General features: G+C 54.2%; 14 protein-coding genes and 1 other annotated feature. Of the genes, 9 read left to right on the forward strand and 5 right to left on the reverse strand.

The window, feature by feature from the left end; all coding sequences use genetic code 11:
* Positions 1-74 precede the first annotated feature (74 nt).
* Positions 75-446, reverse strand: a complete 372-nt coding sequence (locus tag KNP02_RS14950) for a hypothetical protein (RefSeq protein WP_251129312.1) — start codon at positions 444-446, stop codon at positions 75-77.
* Positions 447-1,247, reverse strand: coding sequence for an NAD(P)-binding domain-containing protein (locus tag KNP02_RS11815; protein ID WP_251129313.1), 801 nt, complete (start codon positions 1,245-1,247; stop codon positions 447-449).
* A gap of 177 nt (positions 1,248-1,424) precedes the next feature.
* On the opposite strand from KNP02_RS11815, the gene KNP02_RS11820 reads away from it, so the two are divergent.
* The gene (locus KNP02_RS11820) at positions 1,425-3,185 is read left to right on the forward strand and encodes a methyl-accepting chemotaxis protein (RefSeq protein ID WP_214709630.1); all 1,761 of its coding nucleotides are present in this window, start codon (positions 1,425-1,427) and stop codon (positions 3,183-3,185) included.
* 40 nt (positions 3,186-3,225) lie between these two features.
* On the opposite strand, the gene zupT is transcribed toward KNP02_RS11820, so the two are convergent.
* Entirely contained in the window at positions 3,226-4,080 is an 855-nt protein-coding gene (gene zupT / locus KNP02_RS11825) for a zinc transporter ZupT (RefSeq protein ID WP_034776881.1), read from the reverse strand.
* Positions 4,081-4,300: 220 nt separating this feature from the next.
* Between zupT and secD the strand changes: the two genes are divergently transcribed.
* From secD to aspS, 8 genes are all read left to right on the forward strand, one after another.
* Positions 4,301-5,602, forward strand: a complete 1,302-nt coding sequence (secD, locus tag KNP02_RS11830) for a protein translocase subunit SecD (protein ID WP_214709628.1) — start codon at positions 4,301-4,303, stop codon at positions 5,600-5,602.
* Entirely contained in the window at positions 5,592-6,515 is a 924-nt protein-coding gene (gene secF / locus KNP02_RS11835; RefSeq protein ID WP_214709626.1) for a protein translocase subunit SecF, read from the forward strand. Before secD ends, secF begins: the two co-directional genes overlap by 11 nt.
* 102 nt (positions 6,516-6,617) lie before the next feature.
* Complete coding sequence (recJ, locus tag KNP02_RS11840; protein ID WP_214709625.1) at positions 6,618-8,909, forward strand: single-stranded-DNA-specific exonuclease RecJ; 2,292 nt, start codon at positions 6,618-6,620, stop codon at positions 8,907-8,909.
* A gap of 1 nt (position 8,910) precedes the next feature.
* A complete protein-coding gene (locus tag KNP02_RS11845) occupies positions 8,911-9,429 on the forward strand; it encodes an adenine phosphoribosyltransferase (protein WP_034776883.1) in 519 nt (172 codons plus the stop codon).
* Positions 9,430-9,673: 244 nt separating this feature from the next.
* Positions 9,674-11,806, forward strand: coding sequence for a RelA/SpoT family protein (locus KNP02_RS11850; protein ID WP_371819503.1), 2,133 nt, complete (start codon positions 9,674-9,676; stop codon positions 11,804-11,806).
* 16 nt (positions 11,807-11,822) lie between these two features.
* Complete coding sequence (gene dtd, locus KNP02_RS11855) at positions 11,823-12,266, forward strand: D-aminoacyl-tRNA deacylase (RefSeq protein ID WP_034776885.1); 444 nt, start codon at positions 11,823-11,825, stop codon at positions 12,264-12,266.
* 38 nt (positions 12,267-12,304) lie between these two features.
* Positions 12,305-12,540, forward strand: a binding site (T-box leader).
* A 39-nt stretch (positions 12,541-12,579) separates the two neighbouring features.
* Positions 12,580-13,860 (forward strand): histidine--tRNA ligase, encoded by a 1,281-nt coding sequence (gene hisS / locus KNP02_RS11860; RefSeq protein WP_214709621.1) that lies wholly within the window; start codon positions 12,580-12,582, stop codon positions 13,858-13,860.
* Complete coding sequence (gene aspS, locus KNP02_RS11865) at positions 13,857-15,629, forward strand: aspartate--tRNA ligase (protein WP_214709619.1); 1,773 nt, start codon at positions 13,857-13,859, stop codon at positions 15,627-15,629. The genes hisS and aspS overlap by 4 nt, the downstream gene beginning before the upstream one ends.
* A gap of 38 nt (positions 15,630-15,667) precedes the next feature.
* Here aspS and KNP02_RS11870 read toward each other — a convergent pair whose 3' ends face one another.
* A complete protein-coding gene (locus KNP02_RS11870; protein WP_214751538.1) occupies positions 15,668-15,883 on the reverse strand; it encodes a hypothetical protein in 216 nt (71 codons plus the stop codon).
* Positions 15,856-16,206 carry an iron-sulfur cluster biosynthesis family protein gene (locus tag KNP02_RS11875; RefSeq protein WP_138859724.1) on the reverse strand — a complete coding sequence of 117 codons (351 nt, stop codon included), beginning with the start codon at positions 16,204-16,206 and terminating at the stop codon, positions 15,856-15,858. The genes KNP02_RS11870 and KNP02_RS11875 overlap by 28 nt, the downstream gene beginning before the upstream one ends.
* Between the last annotated feature and the right edge of the window lie 6 nt (positions 16,207-16,212).

Genomic DNA, 16,212 nt, shown 5'->3' on the forward strand with positions numbered 1-16,212 from the left:
CAAAGAAGGGGTCCGGCCACCGAAAATCGGTGACCGGACCCCTCTTTTTATTAAAAAGCTTTAAAGCCGGCTAGTTATGTCCCAGCCTCGTATTTTTGTGTGGAAAATAATTGGGGGATGATCCGCCGAGCCGCTTCTTGTCCCCCATAGATGGCGCGTGCGAACGGTCCGACGATAAGGTCGGCATAGGCTCCGGTCATATAAAAATCGTCGGTCCAAGCAAGCGTCTCATCGAGAACAGGCGTGCCACAAGGGGTGAGCGGCAAGTCGAGTTGCTCGAGAAGCGGTCGTAGAAACGACTGGGTGACATCGAGCGGACGGATACCCGTACAACAGACGATCTCGGTCGATGGGAGTGCCTGTCCGTCGACATACAATTGTTCGTCACACCGGACCGCCTCACCAATCACGTGATTGATCACGTCTTGACGGATGAGTCGTTTCACTTAGAGGACGAGGTCGTTCGGGGACGTCCCGGGCCGACGCTCGGCTTTGACGAAGGAGCGCTTCTCGATCCAATCGTCTTCAAGCTTATGGAAGGCCCGTAAGCCTTTCGGTCCCATAAAGCTACGGTCGGCATCGAACTGGCTCACCTCGAGCGGTCGTTTCGTGACAAGCGTGACGTGATGTCCTTTCTGATATCGTGCCAAGGCGTAATGGAGCGCTGTGATTCCACCACCGACGACGGTGACATGATCTTGCTCATGGACCTCCTCAGCGGAGAAAATGTGACGGCAACGTGGAAGTTCGGCCCAGTCCGGAAGGTGGACGGCGTTCGACTGTCCCGTCGCGACGATGACCACATCAGCCGTGATGCAGCGCTGGTTCGTCTCGATGACGTACATATTCTCTTCACGTGTCACGCGGGCGACAGGCTCGTTTCCAATAAAGTGGGACGATAGCTGCCAATCATCAATCGTTTGGTCACAATGGTCGTTGAACAGGGCGAGCGAGGGACGACCGAACGTGTCTTTGAAATGATGCGAGCCGTAATCGTAACAAGCGGCGAACTGTTTCAAAGCGTGCGGGTTAGAAGACAGGTGATGCACCCGCGTCGAGCGTAAGTGCGACATTGAAATCCGTTCCGTCTGCGTCTTCCAATTAGCGAGCGGACAATCGTTTGCGTCAATAATCAGCAGGTCTTCGAGCGACCCGCCTTGTTCTAAGTAGGAGACGGCGAGTGTCATCCCATGGACGCCGCCGCCGATTATCAAAATCCGTGTATGTCGTGTATGTGAAGAAACCATCGTTCCACCTCTTAAATAGTAATCATTACGATTAGTATCATAGCGGAAGTGGCGTCTTTTTGACAAACTTCGTCAATCCGACGAATCATCCACCTTATTTCCAAAAATCAAATTGAATCGTGAAAACGTTTGCATTATCGTCAAGTTGAGAAGACTTGGAAAGAAGGAGAAGAAGACATGGATGTGAAACGATTGCTACGCCCACTCAAAAAATGGAAGGTACGACGTCGCCCTGACCGCGTGAAAGGACGCTCGTCGATGCGCCGTAAGATGGCGATGGCGCTCGTGCCGACACTGATCGCTTTACTGATCGTCGGTGCGCTCGGCTCGTATCAATTACAGAACGCGACGTCAGAGTATGACCGCGTCTTGAACGAGCGGCTCCAAGATATGCTCGTCGCCGAAGATTTGGCGTTGACCGTGACCGATGCCGAGCGTTATTTGAACTACTACCTGCTCGTCTCGAACCCGAAAACGTTGATTAGCCTTGAGGCTTCCCAGACGAAACGGGACGAATTGATGGATACGCTCCAACAGTCGACAGAAGATCCGAAAGTGCTCGCCTGGCTCGATGATCTCGAGAAATTCAATCAACATCTCGACACGGAGATGGCCCGCGTCATCGACCTTCGACAGCAGCAAGACGAGATCGGATACAAGACGGTGCTCAATACGAGTGTGACACCGACGACGGATCGCGTCCGGATGACGGTGACCGACCTCGTCACGTATCAAGGCGAAGCGCTCGCCGCTGAGTCGGAAGCGGTCCAGGCGAGTGCCGGGCAGTCGATCATCTGGATGGTTGTCATCAGCATCATCGGCGTCGCTGTGGGTCTACTTTCACTAGTAGCCCTCCAAAAGCTGTTCTTGAAGCCGATCAATCGACTCGTCAGCGAAGCGCGCGTCGTTGCCGAAGGAGACTTGACCGGAGATGATATCGAGGTCGGTTCAAACGATGAGCTCGGTGACCTCGTCACGGCGTTCAACGATATGAAACGGAACCTCGTCGGCCTGATTCGCCAAGTCGGGGCGGCCTCGGATAAAGTGACGGCCTATTCGGAAGAGCTGTACGCCAGTACGGACCATGTCGCCACGACGACGCAAGATGTAGCCGGTCTATTCGAACAGATGAACCTTGCCGCCCAAGTGTCGGCGAAACGGGCCGAAGAAGGGACGTCCGGCGTCAATCAAGCCGTCGTCGGCTTGAACCAAATCGCCGCTGCCTCGCAAGGCGTGAACGAGCAGACGATTCATACACTCGAAGCGGCGAGTGGGGGACTGGAGACAATTCAGTTGGCCGAGCAGCAGATGCGGGAGATTCAACAAGCGAACGACTTGACGCAACGGATGGTCGAGCGCTTATCGAATCAATCGCTCGAGATCGAGAAAATCACTCGTTCCATCACGGCCATCACGGAACAGACGAACCTGCTCGCCTTGAACGCGGCGATTGAAGCGGCTCGGGCCGGGGAACACGGCAAAGGGTTTGCCGTCGTCGCGGCCGAGGTCAGAAAACTGGCCGAAGAGTCGAAACAGTCGGCAAAACAGATTCAAGCGGTCGTCGCCGACATTCAGCGCGACACGTCGGAAGTCGAAGCGGCGTTCGACGTCACAAGCCAGCATGTGACGAGCGGCGTCACCCAAATGGGAGAAGTCGCCGGTGCGTTCCGTGAGATCGTCTCTGTCATTCAAGAGACGTCTCGTCAAATGAGTGAGATCGCGGCGGCGACGGAAGAAGTGAGCGCGAACACGACCGAGGTAGCGGTCTCGGTCGAGGATATGTCGACGAATGCCGTGTCGACGCAACGAAGCGTGGAAGAAGCAGGCGCAAACGTAGAAGAACAACTCGCCGCCATTCAAGAAATCAACGGCATCGCCGAGACGATGAGCCATATGTCCGTCGAGTTGAAAGATCTTGTTCATTTATTCAAGGCATGAAAACAGCGTCTCCTCGACAATCGAGGAGACGCTGTTTCGGTTACATTAACAAAATCAGACTGGCTGCCATGACCATCATACCGGCGACCATGCCGTACACGGCATGGTGGGCCCGTCCGTATTCACGGGCAGCTGGGAGTAACTCGTCGAGCGAGATGAACACCATGATGCCGCCGACGCCTGCAAACAAGAGGCCGAACACCGTGTCACTCAAGAATGGCATCAAAAGAAGGAAACCAACGACCGCTCCGAGCGGTTCGGCAAGTCCGGACAAGAAGGACAGTTTCAGCGCCTTCTTCCGAGAACCGGTCGCATAATAGATCGGAACCGAGACGGCGATGCCTTCCGGAATGTTGTGTAATGCGATTGCGATTGCGATGGCGAGACCGACCGCTGGGTCATCGAGGGCCGAGATAAACGTGGCCAAACCTTCCGGAAAGTTATGGATGGTGATGGCGAGCGCCATGAACAGACCCATTTTATGAAGCCGTTGTTTCGTCTCTTGGTTCAATGGGACACGTTCGGTCGCCGTCGTCGCAAGTTCCTGGGACGACGGGTCGTTTTGCATCGTCTCGACGAATTTGACTTCGTGTGGGTTTTCCGGAGACGGGATGAACTTGTCGATCAAGGCGATCAACAACATCCCGCCGAAGAAGGCGAGGACGGTATAGAGCGTGCCGGCCTGCTCTCCGTGGGCCCCGACGAGTTCATCGAGCGCTTTCGGAAAAATCTCGATAAAGGATACGTAAATCATGACCCCGCCTGAGAAGCCAAGGGATACCGACAAAAATGCCGTGTTGGTCCGTTTGGCGAAGAAGGCGATCATACTTCCGATCCCCGTCGCGAGTCCAGCGAACAGCGTCAGTAAAAAGGCATAGAGTATCGTACTATCCATTAGAAAGGACTCCTTTGCATGTAGTGTGTAAGTTGATAATCACATCATAGCTCAAGTTTTGCCCTAATGCAACTTTTAGTCGCAAGTGCAAAAAAGCGTGGGAAATCAACGTGTGGGTGTTACAATTTCAGGAAAACGATTGATAAATGTTTAGAATATTTGTAATGTTAACGAGAGAAGTTTTTTTACGAGAACATGTGTTTAGAAAGGAAATAGTCGTATGTACAAAAAAGGGAATATCGCGATCTTTGCGGTCATCATGATTGCAACGATCCTGCTCGCCGCCTTGTCGACGCCATGGGTCGTCAAGAACACGAACCTCGGCCTCGATCTTAAAGGCGGGTTCGAAGTGCTGTACGAAGTCCAGCCGCTCGAAGACGGCGATGTCATCGATCAATCAGCGATGAATGCAACCGTTCGCGCCATCAACAACCGTGTCAACGTCCTCGGTGTCTCGGAACCAGACATTCGGATTGAGGATGATAACCGGATTCGTGTCCAACTCGCGGGTGTATCGAACCAAAACGATGCCCGAGAAGTGCTGTCGTCGACGGCGCAGCTTACGTTCCGCGACATCGATGACAACGTCCTGCTCGACGGAAAAGATCTCGCGCCGCGCGGTGCCTCAATCAGCTACGATCAGCAAGGCAACCCGGTCGTTGAATTGACGCTCCAATCGGCAGAACAGTTCGGTGAAGTGACGTCTGAGATCGCCCAGCGTCCGGCACCGGAAAACCGGCTCGTCATCTGGCTTGATTATGAAGAAGGCGACACGTACGCCGAAGAGATTCAAAAAGAGAACTCGAAAATCGTCTCGGACGCTTCGGTCAACGGACCGATTCTTTCGGATAAAGCCATCATCTCCGGTGGAGATATCGACGCCGAGAGTGGTCAACGTCTCGCTGACATCTTGAACGCCGGGGCACTCCCGGTCAAACTTGAAGAGATTTACTCGACGTCGGTCTCGGCCCAATTCGGTCAAGATGCACTTGAGAAGACCGTGTTCGCTTCGGTCATCGGTGTCGTCGCTATCTTCTTGTTCATGTTGTTCTTCTATCGTTTACCCGGTCTCGTCTCGATCATCACACTCATTTTGTATATCAATTTGATTATGTTGTTCTTTAACGGAATTAACGCCGTCTTGACGCTCCCGGGGATTGCCGGTCTCGTCCTCGGTATCGGTATGGCAGTCGATGCCAACATCATCACGGCCGAGCGAATTAAAGACGAACTCCGCTCAGGGAAGTCGGTCCTATCGGCGTTCCGTGCCGGTAACCGTCGCTCGCTCAGTACGATCATCGATGCCAACTTGACGACGCTCATCTCGGCAGCGGTCTTGTTCTATTTCGGAACGAGTTCCGTCAAAGGGTTCGCGCTCATGCTCATGATCTCGATCGCGATGACGTTCGTCTCGAACGTCTTCATCTCGCGCTATTTGATGCACCTCCTCGTCGCAAGTCGTCTCTTCGACAAGCGCAAAGGCTGGTTTGGTGTGAAGGAGAGTGAAATCCGTGAACTTTAAGCTCACTGAATTAAACTATATTAAACCGATGCGCACGTTGTTCCTCATCTCATGTGCCGTCGTCATCATCGGGCTCGGGATCTTGTTCTTCCGCGGCTTGAACCTCGGAATCGACTTCGCGTCTGGAACGCGGGTCGAAGTCCAAACTGAGTCGCAAGTGTCGCAAGACGATTTAGCGGCCGCCTTCACCGAGGCAGGCGTGGATGAAGACATCTCTTCTGTCCAATATGCAGAAGGCGGGACGCTCGCGAACGTGACGTTCGTCGGGCAGCTCACTCAAGATGAAGTCGCTTCGGTGAAGACTGTGTTCACGGAGACGTTCGGGAACGACCCGAACATCAGCACCGTCTCAGCCGAGGTTGGCCGAGACATCGCCCGTAATGCGATTTATGCCGTCTCGCTCGCATCGCTCGGGATTATCTTGTATATCACGTTCCGCTTCCAATTCTCTTACGGTGTCGCCACCGTCGTCGCCATGCTCCACGATGCGTTCTTCATGCTTGTGGCGTTCTCGATTTTTGGCATCGAGGTCAACTTGTACTTCGTCGCCGCTATCTTGACGATCATCGGTTATTCGGTCAACGATACAATCGTTACGTTCGACCGGGTGCGCGAGAACATTCAAGCGTATGAGAAAGAACGGAAAATCAAGACGATGGACGAGTACCGTATGCTCGTGAACAAAGCGATTCAAGAGACGATCGTCCGCTCGATCAATACGGTCGTCACTGTATTGTTCACCGTCATCGCCTTGTACATCTTTGGTGCCGAGTCAATCCGTGGTTTCTCAATCGCGTTGCTCATCGGTCTCGTCATGGGGATGTACTCATCGATTTTCATCGCCTCGTACTTGTGGATGCTCCTCAAAGGCATGTCGCTCAACAAAAAGAAAGAAACCGCCCCAGAGGCGTAACAGCAGGTCTCCCGCATCGTTCGGGGGACCTTTTTTGAATGTCAAGACGGCACTTCACTCGCTCGTTCTGATATAATCAACAATTGATTGGAGTGAGGCATTATGTATCATGCGAAGAAACGTTGGGTGTATCCGGAGACGGATACAACGGCTGTTGAACTGTTACAGACAGAATTGAATATATCGGAGCAACTTGCGACGCTCCTCATGCAACGGGGGCACCGCGACGTCGAGGCGGCCAAGGCGTTTTTATACGTCGAGGATGAATTGACGTTCCACGATCCGTTTTTATTTGAACAGATGCCAAAAGTCGTCGAACGTTTGAAACGAGCGGCCGACGAAGGCGAAATGGTATTGATTTATGGTGACTATGACGTCGATGGTGTCAGCGCCTCGGCCGTCATGTGGCACGCCTTGACGGAGATCGGTGTCATGGCGGAATGCTATATCCCGAACCGGTTCACCGAAGGATATGGGCCGAACAAAGAGGCGTTCAGCTGGGCCGCCGGTGAAGGGTTCACCCTCATCATCACGGTCGACTGTGGGATCTCGGGGATTGAAGAAGCGGCGCTCTTGAAAGAGCTCGGTGTCGATTTGATCATCACCGATCACCACGAACCGAAAGAGACGTTACCGGATGCATTCGCTATCATCCATCCTCATATCGACCCGTCGTATCCGTATGACAAACTCGCTGGGGCGGGCGTCGCACTCAAAGTGGCTCATGCCGTGCTCGGACGGATGCCGGAAGAGTTGCTCGACTTGGCCGTGCTCGGCACGATTGCCGACCTCGTCCCGCTCGACGGGGAGAACCGTTTGCTCGCGAAGCTTGGTCTGAAAGCGCTCGATGACTCAAAACGTCCAGGCATTCTCGCGCTCCGCGAAGTGTGCGCGTTGACGGACGGGACATTGAACGAAGAGTCGGTCGGTTTTGCGTTTGGACCGCGCATCAACGCCGCCGGTCGTCTTGACTCGGCGATGCCGGCGCTCCAAATGTTGCTCGCCGAGAGCGTCGAGGAAGCACTCGAACTGGCTCAAAAGCTCGACAAACAGAACAAAGAACGTCAAGACATCGTCAAGACGATCGCCAAAGAAGCGACTGAACTCGTCGAGGCCTCGATGACGGACGACCGCGTCCTCGTCGTCGCCAGCGAACGATGGAATCCGGGTGTCGTCGGGATTGTCGCCTCACGACTCGTCGAGGCGTACTATCGTCCGGTCATCCTGTTGTGCCACGACCCGAAAACAGGGAAGGCGAAGGGGTCGGGCCGTTCGATCGACGGTTTCGACTTGTTCAAAGAACTGTCGAAAAATGAAGACATCTTGCCGCACTTCGGCGGACACCCGGCCGCAGCCGGGATGACCTTGTTATCGGAGAACGTGGCCGAACTGCGCCGGCGTCTGAACGAACAAGCCGAATCGATTCCGGATGAGACGTTCGTCGCCCGCGTGAACGTCGACTTGAAACTTGACGTGAACGACGTGTCGCTCGATTTGATTGCAGAGATCGGCAAGCTCGCCCCGTTCGGGATGGGCAATCCATCACCGCGCGTCGTCGTAGCGGATGCGCGCCTGCGTGACATTCGTCAAATCGGGCGCGACAATACCCATTTGAAAGTCCAGCTCGCAGGGGACAAACGAGAGCTCGACGGGATTGGCTTCGGCTTCGGTCACGTCGTCTCCGAAATTTCGAAGATGGCCCACGTTTCGGTCATGGGCAGTCTGCAGGTCAATGAATGGAACGGGATGCGCAAGCCGCAGCTCATGATTCAAGACATCCGTGTCGACGGTTTCCAAGTGTTCGACTACCGAGGCAAGAAAAACTCGCTCGACGAATTGAAACAGCTTCCGGGCGAGACGACGTCGTTCGTATCATTCCAAGGCCGGGACGACTTCCCGCTCCACGATCTCAGCACGCCGCTCAAACCGTTCGTCGTCCTGCTCGATTTGCCGGACGAGGAAGATGTGCTCGCGGACATGTTGACCGAAGACGTCGAGCGCGTGTACTGTGCGTTCGGACAAGGCGGCTCATTTTTTGAGAAGTTGCCGACGCGAGAAGATTTCCGAACATATTACGTCCATATGGCGACGTGCGAACGGAAAAACCTGCGCGAAAACTTGATTCGTTTGTCAATCGAGCGAAAATGGTCAAAAAATACGATTCAATTTATGCATCAAGTATTCTCTGAACTCGAATTTCTTGTTACAATGGAAGACGGACTGCCTGGAGTGAATCCAGAAGCGCCGAAACGTGATTTGACCGAAGCGCCATGTTATAAGCGCCGGGTCGGACGAGTCCAACTCGAGGAGCGTTTCATCTATGCGTCGTTGGCAGAACTGAAAGAGCGGTTACAATCATTGCGATCGAACAAGATGCAGGAGGCTTACACATAAAATGGATTTCAAACAGCATATTAAAGAAGTAGCGGATTACCCGAAAGAAGGGATCAGCTTCAAGGACATCACGTCACTCATGCAAGACGGCCCGGCCTATAAAAAAGCGGTCGACGAGCTCATCGCTTACGCACAGGAGCGCGGTGCTGAACTCATCGCCGGCCCTGAGGCACGCGGTTTCGTCGTCGGTTGCCCGGCAGCGTACGCACTTGAGCTCGGGTTCGTCCCGGTCCGTAAAGAAGGCAAGTTGCCACGTGAGACGGTTCGCGTCTCTTACGGACTCGAATACGGCACAGACATTTTGACGATGCACAAAGACTCGATCAAACCGGGCCAACAAGTCGTCATCTTAGATGACTTGCTCGCAACAGGCGGAACGATCGAAGCGACAATCAAAATGATTGAACAGCTCGGCGGCGTCGTCGCTGGGATCGGATTCTTAATCGAGCTTGATGGACTTGGTGGACGTGAGCGTCTCGAAGGATACGACGTGTTCTCACTCATCCGTTACGAAGATTAATCAAAGGGAAGCGATGGCTTCCCTTTTTTAAATAGTTTTTTAAGTAAAACAACCCACAACCTTTGACAGGTCGTCAGATTTTTTCGATAATAGTAAGTAAAATTAGAACAACCACGTACGTTAACTACTACCATGCTGCGACTTGTCCGAGTCGATTGGAGCGGTAAGAAAAAGGGTGTCGAATGTTATGACCAAAAAACAAATCGTAAGTATTGAGGACCTTCTCGACGCGCTCGGGGAGTATATGGGTGAAGACGAGATTGCCGAAGTAAGACGCGCTTACGAATACGCCAAACTGCATCATACCGGTCAGTTCCGACGTTCAGGCGAACCCTACATTCTGCATCCGGTCCAAGTGGCCGGTATTCTCGTTGATATCGGGTTAGACGCGACGACCATCATCGGGGCGCTCTTGCACGACGTCGTCGAGGATACGGACGTCACGCTCAAAGAACTCGCCGATGAGTTCGGTGTCGATGTGGCCATGCTCGTCGATGGAGTGACGAAGCTTGGTAAAATCAAATATAAATCGAAAAAAGAAGAACTCGCTGAGAATCACCGTAAAATGATTATCGCGATGGCAGAAGATGTGCGCGTCATCTTGATCAAGCTTGCCGATCGTCTGCACAACATGCGGACGCTTCAACATATGCCGAAAGAAAAACAAGTTCAAAAGGCGGAAGAGACGCTCGAAATCTTTGCCCCGCTCGCCCACCGGATGGGGATCTCGACGATTAAATGGGAGCTCGAGGATATCTCGTTACGTTATATCAACCCGCAGCAATACTATAAGATCGTCTCGATGATGAAACAGAAGCGCACTGAACGCGAAGCGCTCGTCACATCGGTCATCACGGAAGTGAAAACCGTTCTCGAGGACGTGAGTATCGAGGCCGATGTCAACGGCCGTCCGAAGCATATCTACTCGATTTACAACAAGATGGTGAAGCATAAAAAAGAGTTCAATGAAATTTATGACTTGATGGCCGTCCGCATCATCGTCGATTCGATTCGCGACTGTTACGCCGTCCTCGGCATCATCCACACGCAGTACAAGCCGATGCCAGGCCGGTTCAAAGACTACATCGCCATGCCGAAACCGAACATGTATCAGTCGCTCCACACGACGGTGATTGGACCGAAGGGTGAGCCGCTCGAAGTGCAAATCCGGACGAAGGACATGCACTTCATCGCCGAATTCGGGATTGCCGCGCACTGGGCCTATAAAGAAGGAAAGAACGTCGCGACGAACGGGTTCGATGAAAAGATCGCCCATCTTCGCGAGATTTTAGAGCTTCAAAAAGATACGACCGACGCTGAAGAGTTCATGGAATCGCTCAAAGTCGATTTCTTCAGCGACATGCTCTACGTCTTCACACCGAAAGGCGACGTCTTCGAGTTGCCGAAAGGCTCGGTCCCGATCGATTACGCGTACCGCATCCATACCGAGATTGGTCACCGGATGACGGGCGCGAAAGTGAACGGACGGATGGTGCCGCTCGACCATAAACTCGAGACGGGTGACATCATCGAGATCATCACGTCGAAACACAGCTACGGGCCGAGCAAGGACTGGCTCAAACTAGCCGTCTCGAGCCAAGCGAAGAACAAGATTCGCCAATGGTTCAAGCGCCAACAGCGTGAAGAGAACGTCGAGAAAGGCAAAGAGCTCGTCGACGTCGAAATCAAGAAGCTCGGTTTCGAACCGAAAGAAGTGATCGATGACCAGTCGCTTGCCGTCGTCGTCGAGAAGTTCAACTTCGGGAACGAAGAAGAGATGTACGCCGCGGTCGGGTATCATGGCATCACGGCGGCGCAAGTCGCCCACAAGTTGACGGAGAAGCAGCGGAAAGAACCGAAACTTGAACTGTCGGACGCGATCAACGAATTGAAAGTCAGTCAGTCACCGAAGAAGAAGACGACCGAGGCCGGCGTCTCGGTGAAAGGGATCGACAATATGCTCATCCGCATGAGCCGATGCTGTAACCCGGTACCGGGCGACGAAATCGTCGGGTATATCACGCGCGGACGCGGCGTGTCGATTCACCGGAAAGACTGCTTGAACATCATCAATGAGCAGCATCCGGAGCGGCTCCTCACGGTCGAGTGGGAAGCCGGGCAAGCAAAAGAGAAGAACTATAACGTTGACATCGAGATCACAGGCTACGACCGTTCAGGGCTCTTGAACGACGTGCTTCAAGCCGTCTCGGCGACGAACACGAACATCGTGGCGGTGAGCGGGCGCGGGGACCAGAACAAACAGGCCCGCATCTCGATGACAATCTCGATTCCGAACGTGAACCATCTGCAAAAAGTCGTCGACCGGATTAAGCAAATCTCGGACGTGTACTCGGTCAGCCGAGTCATGATGACGTAACGAAAGGAAGATTTCAGTGCGTGTATTGTTGCAACGAGTGAAACAAGCCTCGGTCACCGTCGACGCGGAGACGGTCGGCCAAATCGAGGCCGGCTATCTGCTCCTCGTCGGGGTGACCCACGAGGACACCGAGACGGAAGTAAACTGGCTCGCCGACAAGGTGGCCGGACTTCGTGTCTTTGAGGACGCGGACGAGAAGATGAACCTATCGATTCAAGACGTCGATGGGAAAGTATTGTCCGTATCACAGTTCACGCTGTACGGCGACACGCAGAAAGGCCGTCGTCCCGCGTTCACGCAAGCAGCGAAGCCGGATATCGCCGAACGTCTTTACGAGAAGTTCAACGAGCGTTTGCGGACGCACGGGCTCGTCGTCGAGACCGGGCAGTTCGGGGCGATGATGGATGTCGCGCTCGTCAATGACGGACCGGTCACGCTCATGCTCGAAAAAAACGCTTGACAGAAGAGGGCACGATTCGGCATCATGAACCATATAACCTAACACCTGCGATAAAGAAGAGTACGGTCACCCCACCAGCAAAGAGAGCGATGCCTAGGCTGAAAGCATCGACTGGATGATGACCCGAACGACACTTTGGAGGTGCTTCCTTGAACGCTTAGTAGGGGGAGCCGTTTCATCGGGCGTTAACCGATTTCGAGTGGCAGAGTTTCAAGCATTGGCTCTGCAACGAGGGTGGTACCACGGGAAACTTTAACAGGCTCTCGTCCCTTTGCGGACGAGGGCCTTTTTGTATTCTAAGGAGGGAAATTGGATGAAAGCACCACGCGGCACACAAGACCTGCTTCCGGGCACGGTCGAGACGTGGCAGTATGTCGAAGAGAAACTACGCGACATCAGCGCCCGTTACAACTATAAAGAGATTCGTACCCCGATTTTTGAAACGACCGACCTGTTCACAAGAAGCGTCGGCGAGACGACAGACATCGTCCAAAAAGAGATGTTTACACTCGTCAAGAAAGGCAAGGACGAGTATACGCTCCGTCCGGAAGGCACGGCCTCGGTCGTCCGCGCCTTCGTCACGAACAAGCTGTTCGGTAGCCCTGACCAGCCGACGAAACTGTACTACATGGGACCGATGTTCCGCTACGAACGTCCACAAAAGGGACGGTTCCGCCAACTGCACCAATACGGTGTCGAGGCGATCGGCAGTAGCGACCCAGCCGTTGACGCCGAGGTCATCAGCCTCGCCTACACGATTTACAAATCGTTCGGGCTTAAAAAAATCAAAGTCGTCGTCAACTCGCTCGGTGACGCCGAGAGCCGCAACGCTCACCGCGAAGCGCTCATCCGTCACTTCGAGCCGGTCCAAGATGAGTTATGCCAAGATTGCCAGACGCGGCTTCACCAGAACCCGCTTCGCGTCCTCGACTGTAAAGTCGACCGCGACCACCCGTCGATGAAATCGGCACCATCGATTCTCGACTTCTTGAACGAAGAGTCGAAGACGTACTTCGAGAAAGTCCTCGCGCACTTGGACGCGCTCGGTGTCGCCTACGAGGTCGACCCGACGCTCGTCCGTGGTCTCGACTACTACACGCACACGGCGTTCGAGATCATGTCAGAAGCAGAAGGCTTCGGCGCCATCACGACGCTTTGCGGCGGTGGACGCTATAACGGTCTCGTCCAAGACATCGGCGGACCGGACATGCCGGGCATCGGCTTCGGGATCGGGCTCGAGCGACTCATCCTCGCTCTTGAGAACGAAGGAGTACTTCCTGAACTCGAGACGGGACTTGACGTCTTCGTCGTCGCCCAAGGCGGCACGGAAGTCGAAATGACGGCGACACGCCTGTTGCAACTGCTTCGCAGCGAAGGCTTCAAGGCGGACCGCGATTACCTCGGCCGCAAGTTCAAAGGCCAATTCAAACAAGCCGACCGCTTGAACGCGAAGTTCACCGTCATCCTCGGAGACGATGAAGTCGAACGCGGCTCAGCTTCCCTCAAGGTCATGGCGACCGGGGAACAAGTCGACGTGCCGCTCTCGGCCGTCGCAGACAAAATTCGTGAACTATCGGAAGGAGCAGGACAATGATCGGACGCACACATATGAACGGCCGCGTGACAGAGTCACTCATCGGCCAAGAGGTACAACTTAAAGGATGGGTACAAAAACGTCGTGACCTTGGAGGACTCATTTTCATCGACCTTCGTGACCGCACAGGCATCGTCCAAGTCGTCGTTCGCCCGGAAAACGAAGCGGTGCACCAGCTCGCCGAATCGATTCGCAGCGAATACGTGCTCGATATCAAAGGGACAGTCCTCGAACGTGAGAACAAGAACCCGAACATGCCGACCGGGAACGTCGAAGTCATCGCTTCAGAGATTAACATCTTGAACGCGGCGAAGATGACGCCGATTCCAATCGGTGACGAGGCCGAGAACGTCTCGGAAGACCTCCGTCTCAAATACCGTTACCTTGACCTCCGTCGTCCGGCGCTCCAAGAGACGTTCCGTCTTCGTTCGAAAGCGTCGAACACGATTCGTAACTTCTTGACGGAAGAAGAGTTCCTCGAAGTCGAGACGCCGATTTTGACGAAATCGACACCAGAAGGCGCGCGTGACTATCTCGTCCCGAGCCGTGTCCACGGCGGCGAGTTCTACGCGCTCCCGCAATCACCACAGTTGTTCAAACAGCTCCTCATGGTGGCCGGGTTCGACCGTTACTTCCAAATCGCACGTTGCTTCCGTGACGAAGACCTTCGGGCCGACCGTCAACCGGAATTCACGCAAGTCGACATCGAGACGAGCTTCACGGACGTCGAAGACTTGATGGCGATGATGGAATCGATGATGGGGCAAGTCATGGAAGCGACGCTCGGTCGCACCGATACGCCGGCCAAGTTCGAGCGGATGACATACGAAGAAGCGATGCGCCGTTTCGGTTCAGACAAACCGGATACTCGTTTCGGTCTCGAACTCATCGACGTCGCCGACGCGGTCACAGGTGCCGGCTTCAAAGTATTCGATATGGCCCTCGAGTCAAACGGACAAGTGAAAGCGATCAACGTCAAAGGCGAGGCGGACAAGTTCTCGCGTAAAGACATCGACAAGCTTCAAGAGTTCACAGCCGTCTACGGTGCCAAAGGCCTCGCTTGGCTCAAAGTGACGCCGGAAGGCTTGAACGGACCGATCGCCAAGTTCTTTGATGAGACGTACGCCCAGAAGTTGATGGAAGCGACGAACGCGGAAGCGGGCGACCTGCTCCTCTTCGTGGCGTCAAAACCGACTGTCGTCGCCGACAGCCTCGGCGCACTTCGCGTCAAACTCGGTCATGAGCTCGGTCTCATCGACGAGTCGAAGTTCAACTTCCTTTGGGTGACGGACTTCCCGCTCGTCACGTTCGAAGAAGAAGACGGCCGTTTCTACGCCAACCACCACCCGTTCACGATGCCTAACCGTGAAGACCTCCATCTTCTTGAGACGGACCCAGCGAGCGTACGCGCCCTTGCCTATGACCTCGTCTTGAACGGGTATGAGCTCGGCGGCGGCTCGCAACGGATTTATGAGCGCGACATTCAAGAGCGGATGTTCAAATTGCTCGGCTTCACAGAACAAGAAGCGGTCGATCAGTTCGGGTTCTTGCTCGAAGCGTTCGAATACGGTACACCGCCACACGCGGGTATCGCCCTCGGTCTCGACCGTCTCGTCATGATCCTCGCGGGTCGCTCGAACCTTCGTGACACGATCGCCTTCCCGAAAACGGCGTCGGCGAGCGACTTGCTCACACAAGCACCAAGCCCGGTCGCGGACGCGCAACTCCAAGAGTTGTCGATTCGCACTGCGGTGAAAGAGAAGAAATAAGGAAACGAAAGGAGGTTCGCCGCGGCGAACCTCCTTTTTTAATCGGTCTGTTTGTCCATCTTCTTCGCCGTCCGCTGCAGGGCGAACCCGAAAGCGAACAGCGAGGCGATCACGGCCGTCATCGTATAGACGGAGTCGGTGAAAGCGAGGAAGATGCCGAACAAGCCGAGCCCGAAGCTGAGGAGAAACCAAAGCCAAAGGCTCGGATGGTCTCGTAACGCCTGTTTCATCGGCTCGGGACGTTCAACTGGCAACCGGTCCCGTCGGTCACGAGCAAGTTCGAGTTGAACACTTGGCCGTTGCTCTTCAAGACGAGCGATCGTTTATCTTCGCGATAGTCGATGATCATGTCATCGTCGAGAAACACTTTCGTCCAGTTCTTGATGAGGATCGGGCCGATGTTCGAATCAATCTCGACGTCTTCCGGTGTCGTTTCGGTCACGTAGCGAATCTCGAAGATGCCGCTATTGCCGCAGCCGCAACCTTCCGTCTCATAAAACAAATGCATCTGTCCTTTACGGTCGCCTTTTAAAGCGTCAATCCGCTCTTGGGCGCGTTCTGTAATTTGTACGTTCATTTGAAT

This window comes from Exiguobacterium sp. s40, assembly GCF_018617905.1.
In the GTDB taxonomy this organism is placed as follows: domain Bacteria; phylum Bacillota; class Bacilli; order Exiguobacteriales; family Exiguobacteriaceae; genus Exiguobacterium; species Exiguobacterium mexicanum_A.

Coding starts and splice junctions, on each gene's coding strand:
- KNP02_RS11815 (WP_251129313.1), bottom strand. CDS start 1,247: ATGGTTTCTTCACATACACGACATACACGGATTTTGATAATCGGCGGC.
- hisS (WP_214709621.1), top strand. CDS start 12,580: ATGAAAGCACCACGCGGCACACAAGACCTGCTTCCGGGCACGGTCGAG.
- KNP02_RS11850 (WP_371819503.1), top strand. CDS start 9,674: ATGGGTGAAGACGAGATTGCCGAAGTAAGACGCGCTTACGAATACGCC.
- zupT (WP_034776881.1), bottom strand. CDS start 4,080: ATGGATAGTACGATACTCTATGCCTTTTTACTGACGCTGTTCGCTGGA.
- secD (WP_214709628.1), top strand. CDS start 4,301: ATGTACAAAAAAGGGAATATCGCGATCTTTGCGGTCATCATGATTGCA.
- KNP02_RS11845 (WP_034776883.1), top strand. CDS start 8,911: ATGGATTTCAAACAGCATATTAAAGAAGTAGCGGATTACCCGAAAGAA.
- KNP02_RS11820 (WP_214709630.1), top strand. CDS start 1,425: ATGGATGTGAAACGATTGCTACGCCCACTCAAAAAATGGAAGGTACGA.
- KNP02_RS11875 (WP_138859724.1), bottom strand. CDS start 16,206: ATGAACGTACAAATTACAGAACGCGCCCAAGAGCGGATTGACGCTTTA.
- recJ (WP_214709625.1), top strand. CDS start 6,618: ATGTATCATGCGAAGAAACGTTGGGTGTATCCGGAGACGGATACAACG.
- aspS (WP_214709619.1), top strand. CDS start 13,857: ATGATCGGACGCACACATATGAACGGCCGCGTGACAGAGTCACTCATC.